This window comes from Sphingomonas paeninsulae, assembly GCF_003660165.1.
In the GTDB taxonomy this organism is placed as follows: Bacteria; Pseudomonadota; Alphaproteobacteria; order Sphingomonadales; family Sphingomonadaceae; genus Sphingomonas_O; species Sphingomonas_O paeninsulae.
The window spans coordinates 242,133-259,133 of sequence record NZ_CP032828.1; the positions used below are offsets into that span (position 1 = coordinate 242,133).

General features: G+C 54.5%; 14 protein-coding genes. 11 read left to right on the forward strand and 3 right to left on the reverse strand.

From position 1 onward, the window contains the following. Positions 1–210: 210 nt before the first annotated feature. From D3Y57_RS02310 to D3Y57_RS02360, 11 genes are all read left to right on the forward strand, one after another. Entirely contained in the window at positions 211–1,344 is a 1,134-nt protein-coding gene (locus D3Y57_RS02310) for an acyl-CoA dehydrogenase family protein (protein ID WP_239025796.1), read from the forward strand. A gap of 11 nt (positions 1,345–1,355) precedes the next feature. Further along, on the forward strand, positions 1,356–2,201 hold the full coding sequence (locus D3Y57_RS02315; RefSeq protein WP_121150979.1) for an enoyl-CoA hydratase: 846 nt from the start codon (positions 1,356–1,358) through the stop codon (positions 2,199–2,201). 323 nt (positions 2,202–2,524) lie between these two features. Continuing rightward, positions 2,525–4,360, forward strand: coding sequence for a flavin-containing monooxygenase (locus D3Y57_RS02320; protein ID WP_121150981.1), 1,836 nt, complete (start codon positions 2,525–2,527; stop codon positions 4,358–4,360). A 54-nt stretch (positions 4,361–4,414) separates the two neighbouring features. Beyond that, positions 4,415–6,172, forward strand: a complete 1,758-nt coding sequence (locus D3Y57_RS02325) for an N-acyl-D-amino-acid deacylase family protein (RefSeq protein WP_121150984.1) — start codon at positions 4,415–4,417, stop codon at positions 6,170–6,172. 257 nt (positions 6,173–6,429) lie between these two features. Continuing rightward, positions 6,430–6,969, forward strand: a complete 540-nt coding sequence (locus D3Y57_RS02330; protein ID WP_121150986.1) for a nuclear transport factor 2 family protein — start codon at positions 6,430–6,432, stop codon at positions 6,967–6,969. Between the two features lie 92 nt (positions 6,970–7,061). After that, positions 7,062–8,060, forward strand: a complete 999-nt coding sequence (locus D3Y57_RS02335; RefSeq protein WP_162986895.1) for an aromatic ring-hydroxylating oxygenase subunit alpha — start codon at positions 7,062–7,064, stop codon at positions 8,058–8,060. Then, on the forward strand, positions 7,991–8,464 hold the full coding sequence (locus D3Y57_RS21500; RefSeq protein ID WP_162986896.1) for an SRPBCC family protein: 474 nt from the start codon (positions 7,991–7,993) through the stop codon (positions 8,462–8,464). Before D3Y57_RS02335 ends, D3Y57_RS21500 begins: the two co-directional genes overlap by 70 nt. 203 nt (positions 8,465–8,667) lie before the next feature. Then, entirely contained in the window at positions 8,668–9,426 is a 759-nt protein-coding gene (locus D3Y57_RS02345) for an SDR family NAD(P)-dependent oxidoreductase (protein ID WP_121152075.1), read from the forward strand. A 202-nt stretch (positions 9,427–9,628) separates the two neighbouring features. Beyond that, entirely contained in the window at positions 9,629–10,531 is a 903-nt protein-coding gene (locus tag D3Y57_RS02350; protein WP_162986897.1) for an SMP-30/gluconolactonase/LRE family protein, read from the forward strand. A 213-nt stretch (positions 10,532–10,744) separates the two neighbouring features. After that, positions 10,745–11,725: an isocitrate lyase/PEP mutase family protein gene (locus D3Y57_RS02355; protein ID WP_121150995.1), complete on the forward strand. Its 981-nt coding sequence runs from the start codon at positions 10,745–10,747 to the stop codon at positions 11,723–11,725. An 86-nt stretch (positions 11,726–11,811) separates the two neighbouring features. Further along, positions 11,812–13,011: a CaiB/BaiF CoA transferase family protein gene (locus tag D3Y57_RS02360; RefSeq protein ID WP_121152077.1), complete on the forward strand. Its 1,200-nt coding sequence runs from the start codon at positions 11,812–11,814 to the stop codon at positions 13,009–13,011. Between the two features lie 247 nt (positions 13,012–13,258). On the opposite strand, the gene D3Y57_RS02365 is transcribed toward D3Y57_RS02360, so the two are convergent. From D3Y57_RS02365 to D3Y57_RS02375, 3 genes are all read right to left on the reverse strand, one after another. Beyond that, the gene (locus D3Y57_RS02365) at positions 13,259–14,395 is read right to left on the reverse strand and encodes an acyl-CoA dehydrogenase family protein (protein WP_162986898.1); all 1,137 of its coding nucleotides are present in this window, start codon (positions 14,393–14,395) and stop codon (positions 13,259–13,261) included. Positions 14,396–14,397: 2 nt separating this feature from the next. Then, positions 14,398–15,561 carry an acyl-CoA dehydrogenase family protein gene (locus tag D3Y57_RS02370; protein ID WP_121150999.1) on the reverse strand — a complete coding sequence of 388 codons (1,164 nt, stop codon included), beginning with the start codon at positions 15,559–15,561 and terminating at the stop codon, positions 14,398–14,400. Between the two features lie 79 nt (positions 15,562–15,640). Then, complete coding sequence (locus D3Y57_RS02375) at positions 15,641–16,447, reverse strand: enoyl-CoA hydratase (protein WP_121152079.1); 807 nt, start codon at positions 16,445–16,447, stop codon at positions 15,641–15,643. Between the last annotated feature and the right edge of the window lie 554 nt (positions 16,448–17,001).

Here is a 17,001-nt window from a genome sequence, read left to right on the forward strand (position 1 = left end):
TGACTTTTGAGTTTACCCGGCTGAATCGCGCTTTCTGCCGATCCAGATGCAAAGCTCTTCGAACGTCTGTTGTGCGAAGAGTGGTGCATCAATCCAAGAGGCTTATGGTTGCAAACCGCAAGGAGCGGATGGCGGGTTTGCCGCTTCGCCCGGTGCTATCTTTAAGGGTTCTCAAGAATGACTAGCGGAAGCGCGGATATGCCGGCCTGGATGGACGACGACCTCGTGATTTTTCGAGATGCCGTCGATCGCTTCATCGAGCGGGAATGCTTACCTCATCTTGAGGAATGGGATGCTGCCGGTGCGGTCCCACGCGAGATTTGGCGCAAGGCCGGTGAGGCGGGGCTGCTGATGGCGAGCGCACCCGCCGAGTATGGCGGCGGCGGAGCAAGCTTTGCCTATGATGTGGTCATCACCGAGCGGCTCAGTCGGTTCGGCGCTCACGGTTTTTCGATTCCGGTTCAAAACTGCATTTTCGCCCCCTATCTGGTTCACATTGGATCGGAGGAGCAAAAAAGGAAATGGATTCCGCGTTTTGCGTCAGGGGAATGGATTGGTGCAATCGCCATGTCCGAGCCAGGAGCAGGTTCAGATCTCAAGGCGCTCCGCTGTACCGCGGTTCGGGATGGTGACAGCTATATCATCAACGGGCAAAAAATATTCACAACGCTAGGAATGCAGGCCGATCTCCTGATGGTGGCGTGTCGCACAGGGGAGCAGGGAAGCGGCGGCATTTCGCTCTTTTTCGTCGAGACCAACGATTGTCCTGGATTCACCCGTGGACGCAAGCTCGATAAGATTGGGTTGAATGCCCATGCGACAGCTGAACTGTTTTTCGCAGACGTTCGAATCCCCGCGTCGAATTTGGTGGGAGAAGTCGAAGGTCAAGGCTTCACACAAATGATGTTCAATCTCGCTCAAGAACGGTTGATCGTCGCAATTGAGTCATCAGCAATGATCGAACGCGCCGTTGCTGAAACAGTCGCCTACGTCAAGGATCGCAAGGCTTTCGGCAAGACAGTGATGGATTTTCAGAACACCCAATTTGTTCTAGCCGACTGCAAAACCGAGAGCGTTGTCGGCAAAGCGTTTGTCAATCAATGTATCGAGGAGCATCTGCAGGGAACGCTGGATCCTGTGACCGCTGCGATGGCAAAGCTGTGGCTTAGCGAGACGCAGGGCAAGGTGATCGATCGCTGCCTGCAACTGTTCGGTGGTTATGGGTACATAAACGAGTATCCAATCGCCCACATGTACCGGGACTCGCGCGTGTCGCGAATCTACGGCGGAACGAGCGAAATCATGAGGTTGATTGTAGCGCGCTCGCTTCAGGCCAACGGCTAAGAGGATTAGAAATGAGCGATGTCATCAAGATGGAATTGGCTGCGGACGGTATATGCCGGATCGTCATGAATCGTCCGGAGCGCGGAAACGCCCAGAATAATGAACTGCTCTACGCGCTTGATGCTGCGCTGACGGAGGCGTCACGTGACGTATCGGTGCGGGTCATAATCTTGGCAGGCGAAGGGAAACATTTCAGCACCGGTCACGATCTCGGCGAGTTCGATCCGCTGCTCGAAGGCATTGACACGGTCGGCGTATGGGGCGGCTTCTCTATGCCGGCAATGGAAGGCTATATGGCCTTCGAGGAAGAAGCTTATTTCGGTCTCTGCTGGCGCTGGCGCAACATTCCCAAGCCTATCATCGCCGAAGTTCAGGGTAGGGTAATCGCCGGCGGCCTGATGCTGGCTTGGATCTGCGATCTCATCGTGGCAAGCGAGGATGCGACCTTTGCCGACCCAGTGGTGGCGGCAGGCCACAATGGCGTCGAATATTTCGCGCATCCATGGGAAGTCGGCGCACGGAAAGCCAAGGAGATGCTGTTCACCGGCCAGGGCATTTCCGCGTGGGCTGCAGAACGGTTGGGCATGGTGAACCGGGTGGTATCACTCGACCGTCTGACGGATGAAACGCTTGAGCTAGCCAAAATAATTGCCGAAAAACCCGTCATGGGCGTTCGGCTTGCCAAAATGTCTGTGAACCAAACGCAGGATGAGCAAGGCTTCTACAACGCGCTTCGCGCGGCAATGGGTCTGCAACATCTTTCACATGCGCAATCGTTTGCGGTGCACGGAAGCTCAGCCGATGAATCCGCCGCAGCGTTGATCCGCAAGACCTTAAAACTGCCCTTACTGCCTTGACATGCGAACGGCTGCTTTAAATGGACCCCGTCAAACGCTGACGGTGGACTTTGTCCTTAATCTAAAAACGCGTCGGCGCCAAACGAAAGTCGGGTTCGCTAGTGCGGCGTTAGCGCAAGCGATCCGCATCTGGAGGAAGCGTTCAAATTCCGTGCACGCCGTTCGTGATTTAGGACCGAGAGAATACTTCACCCCTCAAGTGAACGATGATCTCGGAATAGCCCTACCAGTTTTGACGCGACGGGAGGTGGCGTGGGATTTTCAGAATCTATCACCAGCACCGACGCAAAAATGCAATTTTAGCTGAGTTTGGAGTGAAAGATATGGACGTGGTCAGCAGATGCGAACGGACACAGACACCGGCCAATGTCGACATTGAGGCGTTGCGGGAAAGGTATCGCCAAGAGCGCGACAAGCGCGTGAGGCCGGAAGGCGACAACCAGTATATTGAGGTCTCGGAAGATTTTTCTGAATTCTTCGAAGTTGATCCATATTCGCCGGCGGTCGTACGCGATGCCATTGAAGAAGATACCGAGGTCGCCATTCTCGGCGGAGGATTTGCGGGCTTAATTGCGGGCGCGCGCCTTAAACAGGCTGGTATAAAGGATATCCGCATCATCGAGATGGGCGGAGACTTTGGTGGTACCTGGTATTGGAACCGTTACCCAGGCGTCCAATGTGATGTCGATGCGTATTGCTATCTGCCGCTTCTCGAGGAAGTAGGCTACATTCCGAAGGAGCGATATTCTTATGGCTCCGAGATTTTCGAACATTGTCGGCGGATTGGCCATCATTTCGGTCTTTATGACGGAGCCATGTTTGGGACGATGGCGCTGTCGCTGCGATGGGACGAACTGATTCAGCGCTGGCGGATAAAGACCAATCACGGCGATGACATCCGTGCCCGCTTCTTGGTAATGGCATCCGGTCGCTACAATCGACCTAAGTTGCCAGGCATCCCAGGCATCAAAGACTTCAAGAACCGCATTTTTCATACCGCGCGCTGGGATTATGAGTATACTGGCGGCGATGCTACCGGCGAGCTGCATAAGCTCGCAGACAAGCGAGTTGCGATAATCGGCACTGGCGCCACCGCCGTGCAGGTCGTTCCTTTCCTTGGTCAATATGCTAAGCATCTTCATGTTTTTCAGCGGACGCCCTCGTCGGTCGACGCGCGCGGCAACCGGAACACCGATCCAGACTGGGTGAAGACGCTGAAGCCAGGCTGGCAGGCCGAGCGACAGAAAAACTTCAACGCTGCCATATACGAAATGCTATCCCCAAATATGCCGGATATTGTTTGTGACGGGTGGACCGAACTCAATCGTAACATCCAAGCCGTTTTCGCCGATTCAGGCAACGCAGCGCCGTCATTAGATGAATACATGACGGTGCGCGAGCCGGAAGATTACAAAGTCATGGAGCGCATCCGCCAGCGTATTGGCTCCATCGTGGATGATCCCGAAACAGCGGAAAAGCTCAAGCCCTATTATCGATTCTTGTGCAAGCGACCCTGTTGGAACGATAACTATCTACCGACCTTCAATCGCCCTAACGTAACGCTGGTCGATGTTTCAGGATCGAGGGGTGTCGAACGGTTGACCGAAGACGGGATCGTCGCCAATGGGGTTGAATATAAAATCGACTGCCTCGTTTTGGCGAGCGGATTCGAAATTGCGACTGGGCTGAAGCGTCGGATTGGGATCGAAACGATCGAAGGTCGCGGCGGTCTGTCGCTCTACGACCATTGGGCGGGTGGCCCCAAGACTTTGCATGGCTTATCGACGCACGGCTTTCCTAATCTCTTCTTTGCAGGTTGGACCCAGGGCGGTGTATCGGCCAACGTCTCCGAGATGTACGACAATCAGGCGCGGCATTTCGCTTACATTATTAAGGAAACGCGCGCGCGCGGCGCAACGACTGTTCAACCGTCACAGGAAGCTCAGGATGCCTGGGTGGAGACGATGCAAGCAACTGAAGTCTCAAATAAAGATTTTCTCAGTCAGTGCACGCCGGGATACTTCAATAGCGAGGGCAGCAAGGTAATTAAAGACTCCCCGCTTGGTGAAGTTTACGGCCCCGGCTACCAAGCCTTCGTCCATCTTATAGAAACCTGGCGCAACAATGGCGATCTAAATGGGCTCATTCTCGAGAAATGAGCTCGGAAACGGTGAATTTTCCTATTCTTCTCAAGTCAAGAGTGGACCAAACCCATGACACCTTCAATTGAACATTTTGATATTATAATTCGCGGCGGCACTGTTATAGACGGCACCGGCAGGGAGCCTTTTGCAGCCGACGTCGGAATCCGCGACGGGCGCATCGCCACCGTAGGCGTGGTCAGCGGTACCGCAGGCGAGGAAATCGATGCGAAGGGCTGTATTGTAACGCCAGGTTTTATTGACGTGCACACTCATTATGACGGCCAGGCTATCTGGTCTGAGCGGATGCTGCCATCGTCAGCTCATGGGGTTACGACCGTGGTCATGGGCAATTGCGGCGTCGGCTTTGCGCCCTGTCGCCCGGGCGACCGCGATCTGCTGGTGAGCGCCATGGAAGGCGTCGAGGACATTCCTGAAGTGGTGATGACTGAAGGCTTGGACTGGAGCTGGGAATCCTTTCCTGAATTCCTTGATGTTGTGGACAGCAAGCCACATGACATCGACATAGCCGCATATCTCCCGCATTCTGCACTGCGCGTTTTCGTAATGGGGGAGCGCGGCGCCAACCGCGAAGATGCTACAGACGCCGACATCGAGCAGATGAAAAAGATAGTCGCCGAGGCCATGGCGGTTGGCGCGATGGGTTTTGCGACCTCGCGTGTGTCGATCCATCGCAGCATCGACGGTACGAATATCCCAAGCTTCGAAGCGAGTGAGCGTGAGCTCAGCGCTATCGCAGGTGAGGTTAGTAAGGCCGGCGGAATTGTTCAGCTCGTGCCCGAACTTCTCGAAGGCTCCGATCCGCAGGAGATTCGCAGACGGTTTGACCTGCTGCGCCGCATTTCCAGTCAACACTCGGTCTGCGTCAGTTTCACGCTCGCGCAGACAGACGACGCTCCCGATTACCTCACCAAAATTGGCGATTGGGTGGAGGAAGCCAATGCGAACGACGGCGCTACGCTCCGGCCGCAGATCTTTCCGCGGCCGGTGGGGATGATCATCGGCTTCGACCTATCCGCGACCCCTTTCGTGCTGTGTCCGACATACAAGTTGCTTGCGCATCTGCCGCTCGCCGAACGGATCGCCGAACTCCGCAAACCCGAAGTGCGCCAGAAAATCATCACCGAGGCCCCCGACGATCCGACATTGCCCACGATCGCAATAGCACGCACTTTCGAGCGCATGTTCGAAATGAGCGATCAGCCAAATTACGAACCCAATATGAACGACAGCGTTGCGGCAAGGGCGCGGCGAGAGGGACGAACGCCTGAAGAAGTGGCCTATGACCTTCTGATTGCGGACGACGGCCACGCGATGCTTTATGTGGCGCTGAGCAACTACGCAAAAGGATCGCTGGACGAGATTGGAGAGGCATTTATGCGCCCCGCATCGGTAATTGCGCTAGGCGACGGAGGGGCTCATTATGGCCTGATATGCGATGCCAGCTATACGACGTTCATGCTGACCCACTGGACGCGTGATCGGAAGGGAGCACGGCTTTCTCTTGCGAAGACAATCAAGGCCTTAAGCTCAATTCCGTCCGAGCTGATGGGCTTTTCTGACAGGGGCATTCTTGCGGAAGGCTTTAAAGCCGATGTCAACGTCATCGATTATGAAAAATTGGCGCTGTATCGCCCCGAAGTTCATTATGATCTCCCGGCAGGCGGGCGCCGTCTCAATCAGAAAGCTAGTGGCTATCGCGCGACAATTGTAAGCGGCGAGGTCATTGTTCGCTCTGATGCGCATACGGGCGCCCTGCCCGGTCGGCTTGTGCGCCATGCGCCGAGTGCTGAACTCCAGCCGGCATAGCGCCGGCGGGAACCTGTTTGTCGGGCCGCTTGGTAGCTCTGTCGCTTGCTACCAAGTTCAAGGGGATGCCATTGCGTGATCTTCAAAATGCTTGGCAAGCGCAGATTCGCGTCGAACTCCGCACTGCACTCCTATTGAGCTACCTGATGTGGTTGATTCGCAGATCGCTTAATATGTTGTAAAATTTAATAGACAGGTGCGCGGAGTTCTATAAACAGGTAGGATACGCCACTACAGTTTTTGCGAGAGAGGCAATCATGAGTGATAAATCGGCAGCAGCGTCCCCTGAAGAGACTATTGCTGATCTCTCGCGAAGATTGGCGGTCGTCGAGGATATCGAGGCGATTAAACAAATAACCTACAAGTATTGCACGGCGGCAGACAAATATGATGGCCGGCCAGGTGACTATGGTGCCAACGTAGCGGATTGTTTTACGAGTGATGGTGCTTGGGATGGCGGCGTCCTCGGTCGGTTTGAAGATCGCAAAGGACTAACGGGGTTTTGGGATTCCGAATTCCAAACGCGGATGACTCAAATGGCGTCGCACATGGCAATGAACCCGATCATCGCGGTAAACGGAGATGACGCGACAGGTGACTTTCATCTCTTGGCGCAACTGACTTTCAACGGCGAAGCGTTGTGGACCGCAGGTCGATATCACAACAGCTACCGGCGAACGGCCGACGGTTGGCGAATCAAGGAAATGAAATACGATCCCTGGATGTGGAGCAGGCACCTTGAGGGCTGGGCTCGAGAGCGTTTTCTCGAAGGTACATCAAGTTTAAAAGGTGATTGACGTCGAACGAAATTAGTTCGGCGGAGCAGAAACAGATTGAGCGGGGTACTGAGGAACGGTGCGCCGAGACCGTAAGTTGAAAGGTAATTCCTGTGGACAATCCGAAAATTACGATGGCTCAAGCGGATGTACCCTATGAGTCGTTCCACCCCGATCACGCGGTATACGCTGAAAAGCATGTGCCCGGGGCAAAGCGGAATGATGAGAAACGCTCATACGTCGATTTTGGGACAGAGCGACACGACGATAAGGAGCGCTATACGTCCTCTAAAGTGATGGCGCTCGAATGGGAAAAGATTTGGACCAAGACTTGGCTTCTCTGCGGTCATGAGAGCGATCTGCCGGAGGTCGGCTCATTCATGAAGATAGACTTTGGACCGGAATCTATTCTGGTTGTGCGCCAAAAGGACGAGAGCCTTAGGGCTATCTACAACGTCTGCCAGCATCGCGGCATGCAGCTAGAAAGCCGGGACTTCGGCACAAATGTCAAATTCAATTGCCCGTTCCACCTTTGGCAGTATGATCTTTCGGGAAAATGCATCAAGGTCACAGACCGTGAAAGTTTTCGCACTGAAGCCCTCGATCATAGTCTCGACATCGAGCAAGTTCGGGTGGAGACGTGGAAGGGCTGGGTTTTTATCTCAATGGACAGAGATGCTATCCCTTTACTTGATTATTTGGGTGAGGATCTTGTCACACGGCTTGAGGCATATCCTTTTGAGCACATGAAAAGAATGTCCGATAAGCGTCAAGAGTGGGATGCTAATTGGAAACTTGCCTTGGAAGCATTTATCGAAGGCTACCATCTACAGGGTTTGCATCCCGAGCTTATTCCCTTAGCTGATACTTATCGCATCCAACAGGACATTTTCCCAAATGGGCATAGCGTCGCGATATCGCGCTTTCTTATGCCGAGCGAGCAGTATGCTCATCGTCTAAAGGCGAAGATGACCGGCGAGCATCAGTTGTTTATGAGAGAAGCCGGCGTAGATCCTGCGACGTTTCAGGGGGCCCGGCCGATGTGCGAGAGATCATCATCAAGTCGAAGAGAACACATGCTGAAGCATCGGGCTATGATTTTAGCAAGTTAGACGATGAGCAGCTCATTGACGATTGGGTAGTCAAGTTTTTTCCGTCATGCACGTTCAATACGCATCCAGAAGGCGTCCTCGTTCAACGCTTTTTGCCCCATCCCACCGATCCGGAAAAGGTGGTTTATATCAGCCAGATCTGGGCTTTGCCGGATCGGGAACTGCCTAGTTACATGGGCGTCCCCAGCGACGCTGACCGATCCGGTAAGACGATAAGACGGCCGTCCTATCTCGAGAAGGGCGATCTGGAATCGTTAGGACCCGTGATAAGCCAAGATGCAACAACCATGCCTAAAATACAAAAGCGGCTACGATCGAAAGGCTACAAAGGTGCAATCTATTCAGAGCAGGAGATCGTTATTCGACAGTTTTATGCGGAATATGACCGTCACCTAAACGCATAAACTGACAAGCCATCGCGAAGACTGTGGACTGAACTAGGATCCACTTGGCTTTGTCGGCTCAGATAATCTCAGGGTGACCCGTTAGCACGGATTACCGCCTCTCGATCTTGGTAGACGCAGAGGTGCTTCTGGATGACGTCCGCTTAATGCGCCGCGATGCGCATGGCGGCGTCCGCGCCCGCCTCTTCGATAGGATTAGGACCATGCTTGCAGGCAAAACGATCATTATCACAGGCTCTGGGTCAGGGATTGGGCGCGCGGCGGCACTCCTTTTTGCGGAAGCTGGCGCTCGGCTTTTGCTGGCCGATCAAAATGAGAGTGGGGTCCAGGAGACCGCGGCGATGGTCACCGACGCGGGCGGCAAGGCGCTTGCCCGCAAAATCGACGTGAGCAAAGAGGTCGAGGTCGTTGCACTCGTGGAAGCGACCCTCGAAACCTATGGGCGCCTCGACGGCGCCTTCAACAATGCCGGCGTACAGATGATTAATAAGCTGGTCGAGGATCTGACGATCGAGGATTGGCACCGCGTCAACGACATCAACGCAACCGGCGTCTTTCTCTGCATGAAGCATCAGATCAAGGCGATGCGAAAGACGGGGGGCGGGGCCATCGTCAATACCGCGTCCGCCAACGCGTCGGTTGCACAGCCCTATTCAGGCGAGTATGTCGCCTCAAAGCACGCCGTGGTTGGTATTACGCGCGGCGCCGCGACGGAGGCCCTCGAGACCGGAGTGCGGGTCAACGCCGTTCTTCCCGGCATGATCAACACGCCGATGATCGCGGGTCTGCTCGAGAGCCCTGAATTCCGGCCGCGCTACGCCGCCGCCCTCGCGCGACACCCGATCGGTCGCTTTGGCGAGCCTGAGGACGTGGCCTACGTCGCACGCTTCCTCCTGTCAGACCAATCCGCCTTCGTGAACGGTGCCGCGATCGCGGTCGACGGGGGCTACACGGCTTGCTGACGGACGACATCAGGAGATGAGATATGATCAAGATGCTCTGCCGGGTGCCCCAATGGTGGGACCACTCACCCCGCGCCAATGTTGGAAATTCGTCCGCTACTGCAAGGGAATGGGCTCGCACATGGTAACGCGCTGATCGGCCGCCCGTTAGCTCCTGCCTTGACGCGGGCGCAGAAATAAATTTGGCATTAGGAGAGATGATTTGGAGAACGTCAGAGCTTTTGGGAATGGTGTGCTCCGGTCAGAGGGCGTAGTTGTTGATAACGATAACGTTGTTATCGGTGGGGGCCGGAATGGTACTCTTTATCAAGCAACGCCCGATGGAATGGTCACAGAGTTCTGCACGCTGCCTAGCGGATCCATTCCCAATGGCATTACAATGGATCGGCAGGGGAATATCATCTACTGCGATTTGGGCAAGCGTGCGATCATCAAGGTTGATCGGCTTGGAAGGCCCACAATGTTCGCGGACCGGGCCGGCGATATAGCTTTAACGCTTCCAAATTTTGCGACCTTCGATGAAGATGGAAATTTGTATGTTTCCATCTCTTCCGAATTGACCATAGAAACAGTATTCGATGAAATTATAAATCCCAAGCCCACCGGCTCATTGGTCAGGTTCAGACCCGACGGCCGAAGCGAGATCGTAGCCACCGGCCTATGGTTTGCCAATGGGCTCGCTATCAATCCTCAGGAGTCTGCGGTTTATGTTCTTCAATCCACACGCGGCGATTGCTTGCGTATTGCCATAAATAAGGATGGATCGTTTGGAAGTCCGGAGATTTACGCCAGCGGTTTTCCGTCGCATCCAGACGGAATGGCGTTCGCGCAGGACGGTACCTTATATGTCACACTTACCGGATATGGCAATGGTGGTGCGTTTAAGGCGGCCGATCAACAATTGATTACCATCGACTCTAATGGAATCTGGGCTCCGTTCATCGATGGTCCTATTGGTATTGACGGTAGCGAACTTCACGTTCCCACAAATTGCGCTTTCGGAGGCCCCGATATGCAGGACCTGTATATTGCCAACGTCGATGGCGACCATTTCAGCCATGTACGCACCGGCGTTTCGGGACACCCTCTCTATCATCAGCGCTAAGAAGACGTATTATTGCCGTGGCGGTGCGATGATATGTTGCTGATGCGGATCAATGCTGATCGAACCATGTTTGCCGCTGCTGAGAGCACATAAAGAAGGCTCCGTAGAGCCCTAATCGCCTCGCACCGTTGGGTTATTTCCTGAGGTGCGCGATAATAACAGTGCCCACGGACGATTGCCCAGGCGTTTGCCGCAAGAATCGGAGTTACATATATGATTCGCACGTCGACAAAGTTGCGCAATCTACTTGGCCAAGGCTTGGTTGTCGCACCTGGTTGTTTTGACCCGCTCTCTGCGCGCCTCGCGCAATTGGCCGGATTCGACGCGGCTTATCTGACGGGACTTGGAGTTGAAGCGTCACAGCTCGGCGCGCCCGATCTGGGGCTGTTGTCGATGAGCGAACTGGTAAGTCATGCCGCGCGTATGACGGCCGCAGTCGAAATACCAATCATTGCCGACATCGACACGGGTTTTGGCGGTGTTCTGAACATACAGCGCACAATTCGTGAAATGGAGCGCGCTGGCGTTGCTGGGATCCATCTCGAAGATCAGTCACTACCGAAACGCTGCCCTCTATTGGCGGGGCGTAAAATCGTTTCCCGCACCGAAGCGCTTGATCGTCTCAAAGCGGCACTCGACGCCCGCACTGATCAAGATTTCCTGATTATCGCAAGGTCGGACGCCGACACCATTTCGTTCGACGAGCTTGTCGAGCGCTGCAATCTCTACCTTGAGGCCGGTGCAGATATGGTAATGCCAATTACGATCTCAATCGAAGGTCAATCTTACTTCAGCCTGTCGCCTGGCGACCAAATGTCTTGGATCAGACAACTGTGCCGCTCGATCAACGGACCGATCATTGGGATGGGAGCGAGCCCACCCATCGGATATACCGCTGCGGACATGGGCGAGGCCGGATACGCTCTGATCATGTCATCGGCAAGCGCGCTGAGTGCGGCCGCGAATGCGATGGCAGCTCTCTTTCGTGAAATGAAGCTTACTGGGACGGATGCCGGCTTTTTCGCAGCAAACCCCGGGCCCTACCACGACCCGCTAGAGTTGATGCGCGCCGTGCGGCTCGATGAATATTTGCTTGCAGAGCAAAAGTATACGCCTCCCACTGCTGATCCGTCGACAAGCGGTAGCATTTTATTAGATTCGCACTCTAATTCGCAGATTTTCGGGAAAACGTAACCGATTGGTTTCGGCCGCCCGGTTCCGGCATGCTTGCCAAAGCCGGCAATTTCCCTCCGACCAACCATCATGACGAAAGCACGAACATGCTGAAGCAGGAAAATACCGGCGCGTTGAAAGATATTCGCGTCATCGAATTGGGCCAGCTGATCGCCGGCCCATTTTGCGGCCAGTTGCTGGGCGATATGGGTGCCGAGGTCATTAAGGTGGAGCCGCCAGGCCAGGGCGATCCGATGCGTGACTGGGGCCTTGGCGAGAAGAAATTGTGGTGGGAGATCATCGGACGTAACAAGAAATCGGTCTCGGCCAATCTGCGCGAGGCCGACGGGCAGGACATCGTCCGCAGGTTGGTCGCCCATGCGGACATCCTTATCGAGAATTTCAAGCCCGGTACGATGGAGAAATGGGGGCTCGGCCCCGATGTTCTGCAAGCGATAAATCCGCGGCTAATCATCGTGCGTGTGTCCGGCTACGGCCAGACCGGACCTTATGCGAGCCGCGCCGGCTATGGTGGGATCGGTGAAGCGATGGGTGGATGGCGCCATATCGTTGGCGACCCCGATCGTCCGCCATCGCGCATGGGCGTCTCGATCGGCGACAGCCTAGCGGCAACCTATGCCTGTATGGGCGCATTGGCCGCGTTGCATGCGCGGGAAGATAGCGGCAAGGGCCAGATCGTCGACAGCGCGCTGTATGAATCGGTGTTGCAAGTAATGGAATCGATGGTGCCTGAATATATGGTGTCGGGGATTGAGCGGAAACGAAGCGGATCTGTCCTTTCCGGGATCGCACCGTCGAACGTCTATCCCTGCAGCGATGGCGAGTATTTGATCGGCGCCAATCAGGATGGCGTGTTCGCCCGCCTCTGCAATGCCATGGGCCGGCCGGAACTGGCAACGGATGATCGTTATGCTAACCATATGGCGCGGGGACGGCACCAGCGCGAGCTGGACGTCCTGATCGCCGATTGGACGCGAACCCTGTCCATCGCCGATGTCGAAGCCGCAATGATCGAACATTCGGTGCCCGCCGGCAAGATCTACCGTGCGATGGAGATGCTCGACGACCCTCATTTCGCGGCGCGTGAGGCTTTGGTCGAGGTCGACAGCCCCCGCTGGGGCAGCTTTAAGATGCAGAACAGCTTTCCGCTGCTATCCGGCACACCGAGCGGCATTCGCAGCTTGGCGCCGGCCGAGATTGGGCAGGATAATGATACCATTTACGGCGAGCTGCTGGGGATGGATGCGGACGAACTCGCGCGGTTGAGGGAAAGCGGAGCCATCTAGAGCCACGAACTCCTTCCGGATCGGCTGGCCATGTTGACCTAATAATCAAATGGCCAACCGCAGCAATCAGCGCCGAAATCGGTAAGCTGTGACTGGATTGTGTCACCGCATAACCTCAATCCAGTTCATCACGATCCGGCAATAACGTCAGCTGAGTTTTCCATCCAAATTTAGCAACCCGCTCTTCACCATTTTTGTCGTTCATTCGGTGTATGCCTGCCAAAGCATTTGGATATCGGCTCAAACCTTAATGATTTGACTTCTTTTTGAATGGGTAAACCTCACCGTCAGGCTTATTTACGACTGTAGATGAGATGAAACGTTCAGCGTGAAAAAGAGAGTCACCAAAAAGTTTGTCAGTGAGGCACATGCGAAGAAAATGCTGTCCGACTTGAAATTCGCTTGTGACACCCAGACCGCCGTGTAGTTGAATCCCCAGTTCGCCAACCCTACGCACGGGCGCTCCCAACTGCATTTTCAGCGCCGAAGCCGCTGTTGACAGGTCTGCACCCGATGCCTCTGCTGCGATTGCTGCAAACACCAAAGACCGCGTCAGTTCTAGCGTCATTTTCATATCCGCCAACCGATGACGGAGCACTTGGAATTGCGAAAGCGGCCCACCAAACTGTTGACGGGTTTTTAAGTGCTCCACCGTAGCTTCGATAACAGCGCGCATACTTCCCAACGCCATCGCGCCGAGCGCAACGATTGATCGATTGAAGGCGTGTTCGATAATTGCAGTGATCTGCGTGTCAGCGATTAGCCTAGCCGGGCAATTATTCATAACAATATCAGCGGATGCCCAACCATCAGCCAAACGAGATACTGTCAATTGAACGTCACTGCTTTCGATCAAGAAAAGAGCCGGGACACCTCCGACGGGTTCAGCCACGACAAGAAGTTGCTCACCACCGCTTGCGCCGTGAACGGCGGATTTTGTACCATTCAGTCGGTAGTTTCCATCAGAGATTGCCGCTGTTGTCTTTACACTGTTCCCGATAGGCTGAACTGGCGCCTCTAAAAGTGCAAGTGCGAACCGTTTTTCGCCTGCCAGTAACGAGGTCAGTTCCGCAGTTCGCCCTGTCGAGGCAAGAATGTCTGCGCATAACACGGCGTTGGCGATCAACGGTTCTACAACCAAAGCTGCCCCCAACGGTTCGAGCAAGGCGAGTATATCGCCCGTGCTTCCCCCAATTCCACCGTTCTTTTCTGACAAACCGATTGCGAGCCAGCCCATCTCAACAAATTGCATCCAAATTGTCTCGTCCACCATTGGACCAGCGGCAATTCGCTTGCGACGGCTGGTATAATCATAGTGGTCTTCGACAAAGCGCAGCGCGCTCGCGCGTATCAAACGCTGTTCTTCGGAAAAACCGAAATCCATAATCATGAATCCAAAAGGGCGCGTGACAGCAAATTACGTTGGATCTCGTCGGAACCCGCGTAGATCGTAGCTGCACGCCGGAAACCTAGATACGACAATGCGGCAGCGGCATCCCTGGCAAATGGATGTGCAGGCGACAACATGATTGGTCCAAGGACATCAACCGCCAACTGCGCAACGGCTTGCTGCAACTCGGATCCGCGCACCTTCAGAATGGAAGCCATCTCATTTGCAGGACAGGACGGATCACCGGCGAGCACACGAAGAATCGACCAGCGCAATGCCTCCAGTTCGATAGCAATGTCCGCAAATCGCCGCTGGAACCACCCTGATTCGACAACCGGCGAGGATTCCACGCCAACTAGACTAGCCAGCGTAGCAATTGTATCAAGATCACGTCGAAGCTCCGGGACTTTTGCGCCGCCTGTACGTTCATGCTCCAGCATGTAGCGGGCATAGTCCCAGCCAGCGCCTTCGCAGCCGACTAAATTACCCAAAGGTACGAGAACGTCATCGAAAAATACCGTATTGACGTGATGCTGACCGTCAATCGTTTCAATAGGAGAGACCGCTATCCCCGGGGAGCGCATATCAATCAGAATCATAGATATTCCCTGCCGCGGCTTCGTCCCCGTCGAGGTGCGGACCAAAGCAAACATCCAGTCGGCATAATGGGCATGAGTGGTCCAGATTTTCTGACCAGTCACAACATATGCATCATTTTCTAAGCGAGCGGATGTAGTTAGCGCGGCGAGGTCTGAGCCTGCCCCCGGCTCGGAAAAGCCTTGGCACCAAGTAATCGTGCCGTTTGCCGTTCCCTTAAGAAACGAAGCACGTTGAGCATCGTTTCCAAAAGCAATTAGCGTCGGGCCTGCAAGCCGATGCCCTTGTGACGGGACGATTGGAGCGCCAGCTCGAGTGCACTCCATCTCAAATAAGAACCTTCGCACTGCCGACCAGCCCGTCCCGCCATGCTCGACCGGCCAATAAGGCACACACCACCCGCGGACGTCCAGCGCGGCCAGCCACCTACGCACCCTATCCTCGGCTGCATGTTCCCAGGCTGCGGTACCGCTGACCAGAATTCCAGTGCCAGCAAGACCTGTCAAAAATTGCTGCACTTCGGCAAGGAAGCGCTGGTCGTCAGTATTGATCGTGAAATCCAATTGCTTGCTTCCCGTTGTTTGATCTGGTGACAGCCACCCCGGTGTAAAAAATCAGGAGTGTCGTCGATGCCTGATGGTATCAATCCTTGCCAGCAGCCTTTGCCTTATCAATCGAGCCCATGAGTCCCTTCTCGCGAATGGCTAGGTATTGATGAGACATGTGACTCAACTGATGCGTATCGAAATGCGCACTTAGCATCGCGCGGAAGCCCTGCATGTCCATCTGGCGATTGAGCGATCGCTTAGTCAGCATAACGCTGAACGTACCCGCATTCTCCGCAATCCGCTCAGCCAGCTTGAGGGTCGCGGCTTCCAGTTCTGCGCGCGGAACCACGCGATTGACCATCCCCCATTGTTCGCCCTGTGCCGCAGTAACTCGCTCTCCGGTAAATAACATCTCTTTAGCTTTCCTCATCCCCAACACCCAAGGATGAATCAGCACCTCGACAGCTGCTGTCGACAGACTATGGACGACAGGATCTTGGAAATAAGCGTCATCAGCTGCCACCATAAGATCGCACATATTTGCAACCATGAACCCCCCCGCGATGCACGCGCCTTGTACTTGCGCAATAGTTGGCTTCGGGAAATCCCATATGTTTAAGCAATAACCAAGATAGTTTTTAACCTCGTATTCCCATCGCTGCTCGACCGAATACTGAGACCTACCCTGCCCTTCCTTGAGATCATGGCCTGCCGAAAAATGGTCGCCGGTTGCCGCTAAAATCACAACGCGAATAGATTCATCAGCTGCGCACTCGATGAGGGCTGCGTCAAGCTCGCTAAGTAAGGTTGTGTTTTCCGCATTCCGCTGGCGCGGCCGGTTATGAGAGATCCGTGCTACATGTCCGAGCCTCTCGAACAAGATATCATTGTATTCTGGCATAGACATTTCCAATCATTTCTTGGCACTCGCGATCTGCGAGGCCGCCTGGTGATACCGTTCGATCCGAGCCTCAGTTTTCCAAGTCTCGCCATCCAGGCAGTCTATTTCGCTCGATGTTTCACCGTTATGTTGGTTGACCCGATCAGGCACATTGATACCCGAAACGGCAGACATGTGCACTTTTGTTTCGACCCTCGATTGATGGAGCCTCGTTCGAAGCACCCCCGGATAGATTTTTCACACATCGATTACTGAGTGTGGTAAGGTATATATGTTCGAGGCGCAATGGGCTATATTTGTTGATGGTTGGGGCTCACGTGGCAAGCCGTTCGACGGATCAGAGGTAGGTTGAGCGATGTACTGAGAAACGATGCGTTGAGACCTCCAACATAAAGGAAATTTCTGTGGACAATTCGATAACACGATGGATCGATCGAATGTACACCATGAGCCGCTCCACCCCGATCGCGCGTTATACGCTGAAAAGCATGTGCCCGGCCGAAGGTGAATGATCAGAAACCCACATACGTAAATTTTGCGACAGAGCGACACGA

Coding starts and splice junctions, on each gene's coding strand:
- D3Y57_RS02310 (WP_239025796.1), top strand. CDS start 211: ATGGACGACGACCTCGTGATTTTTCGAGATGCCGTCGATCGCTTCATC.
- D3Y57_RS02315 (WP_121150979.1), top strand. CDS start 1,356: ATGAGCGATGTCATCAAGATGGAATTGGCTGCGGACGGTATATGCCGG.
- D3Y57_RS02320 (WP_121150981.1), top strand. CDS start 2,525: ATGGACGTGGTCAGCAGATGCGAACGGACACAGACACCGGCCAATGTC.
- D3Y57_RS02325 (WP_121150984.1), top strand. CDS start 4,415: ATGACACCTTCAATTGAACATTTTGATATTATAATTCGCGGCGGCACT.
- D3Y57_RS02330 (WP_121150986.1), top strand. CDS start 6,430: ATGAGTGATAAATCGGCAGCAGCGTCCCCTGAAGAGACTATTGCTGAT.
- D3Y57_RS02345 (WP_121152075.1), top strand. CDS start 8,668: ATGCTTGCAGGCAAAACGATCATTATCACAGGCTCTGGGTCAGGGATT.
- D3Y57_RS02355 (WP_121150995.1), top strand. CDS start 10,745: ATGATTCGCACGTCGACAAAGTTGCGCAATCTACTTGGCCAAGGCTTG.
- D3Y57_RS02360 (WP_121152077.1), top strand. CDS start 11,812: ATGCTGAAGCAGGAAAATACCGGCGCGTTGAAAGATATTCGCGTCATC.
- D3Y57_RS02365 (WP_162986898.1), bottom strand. CDS start 14,395: ATGGATTTCGGTTTTTCCGAAGAACAGCGTTTGATACGCGCGAGCGCG.
- D3Y57_RS02375 (WP_121152079.1), bottom strand. CDS start 16,447: ATGCCAGAATACAATGATATCTTGTTCGAGAGGCTCGGACATGTAGCA.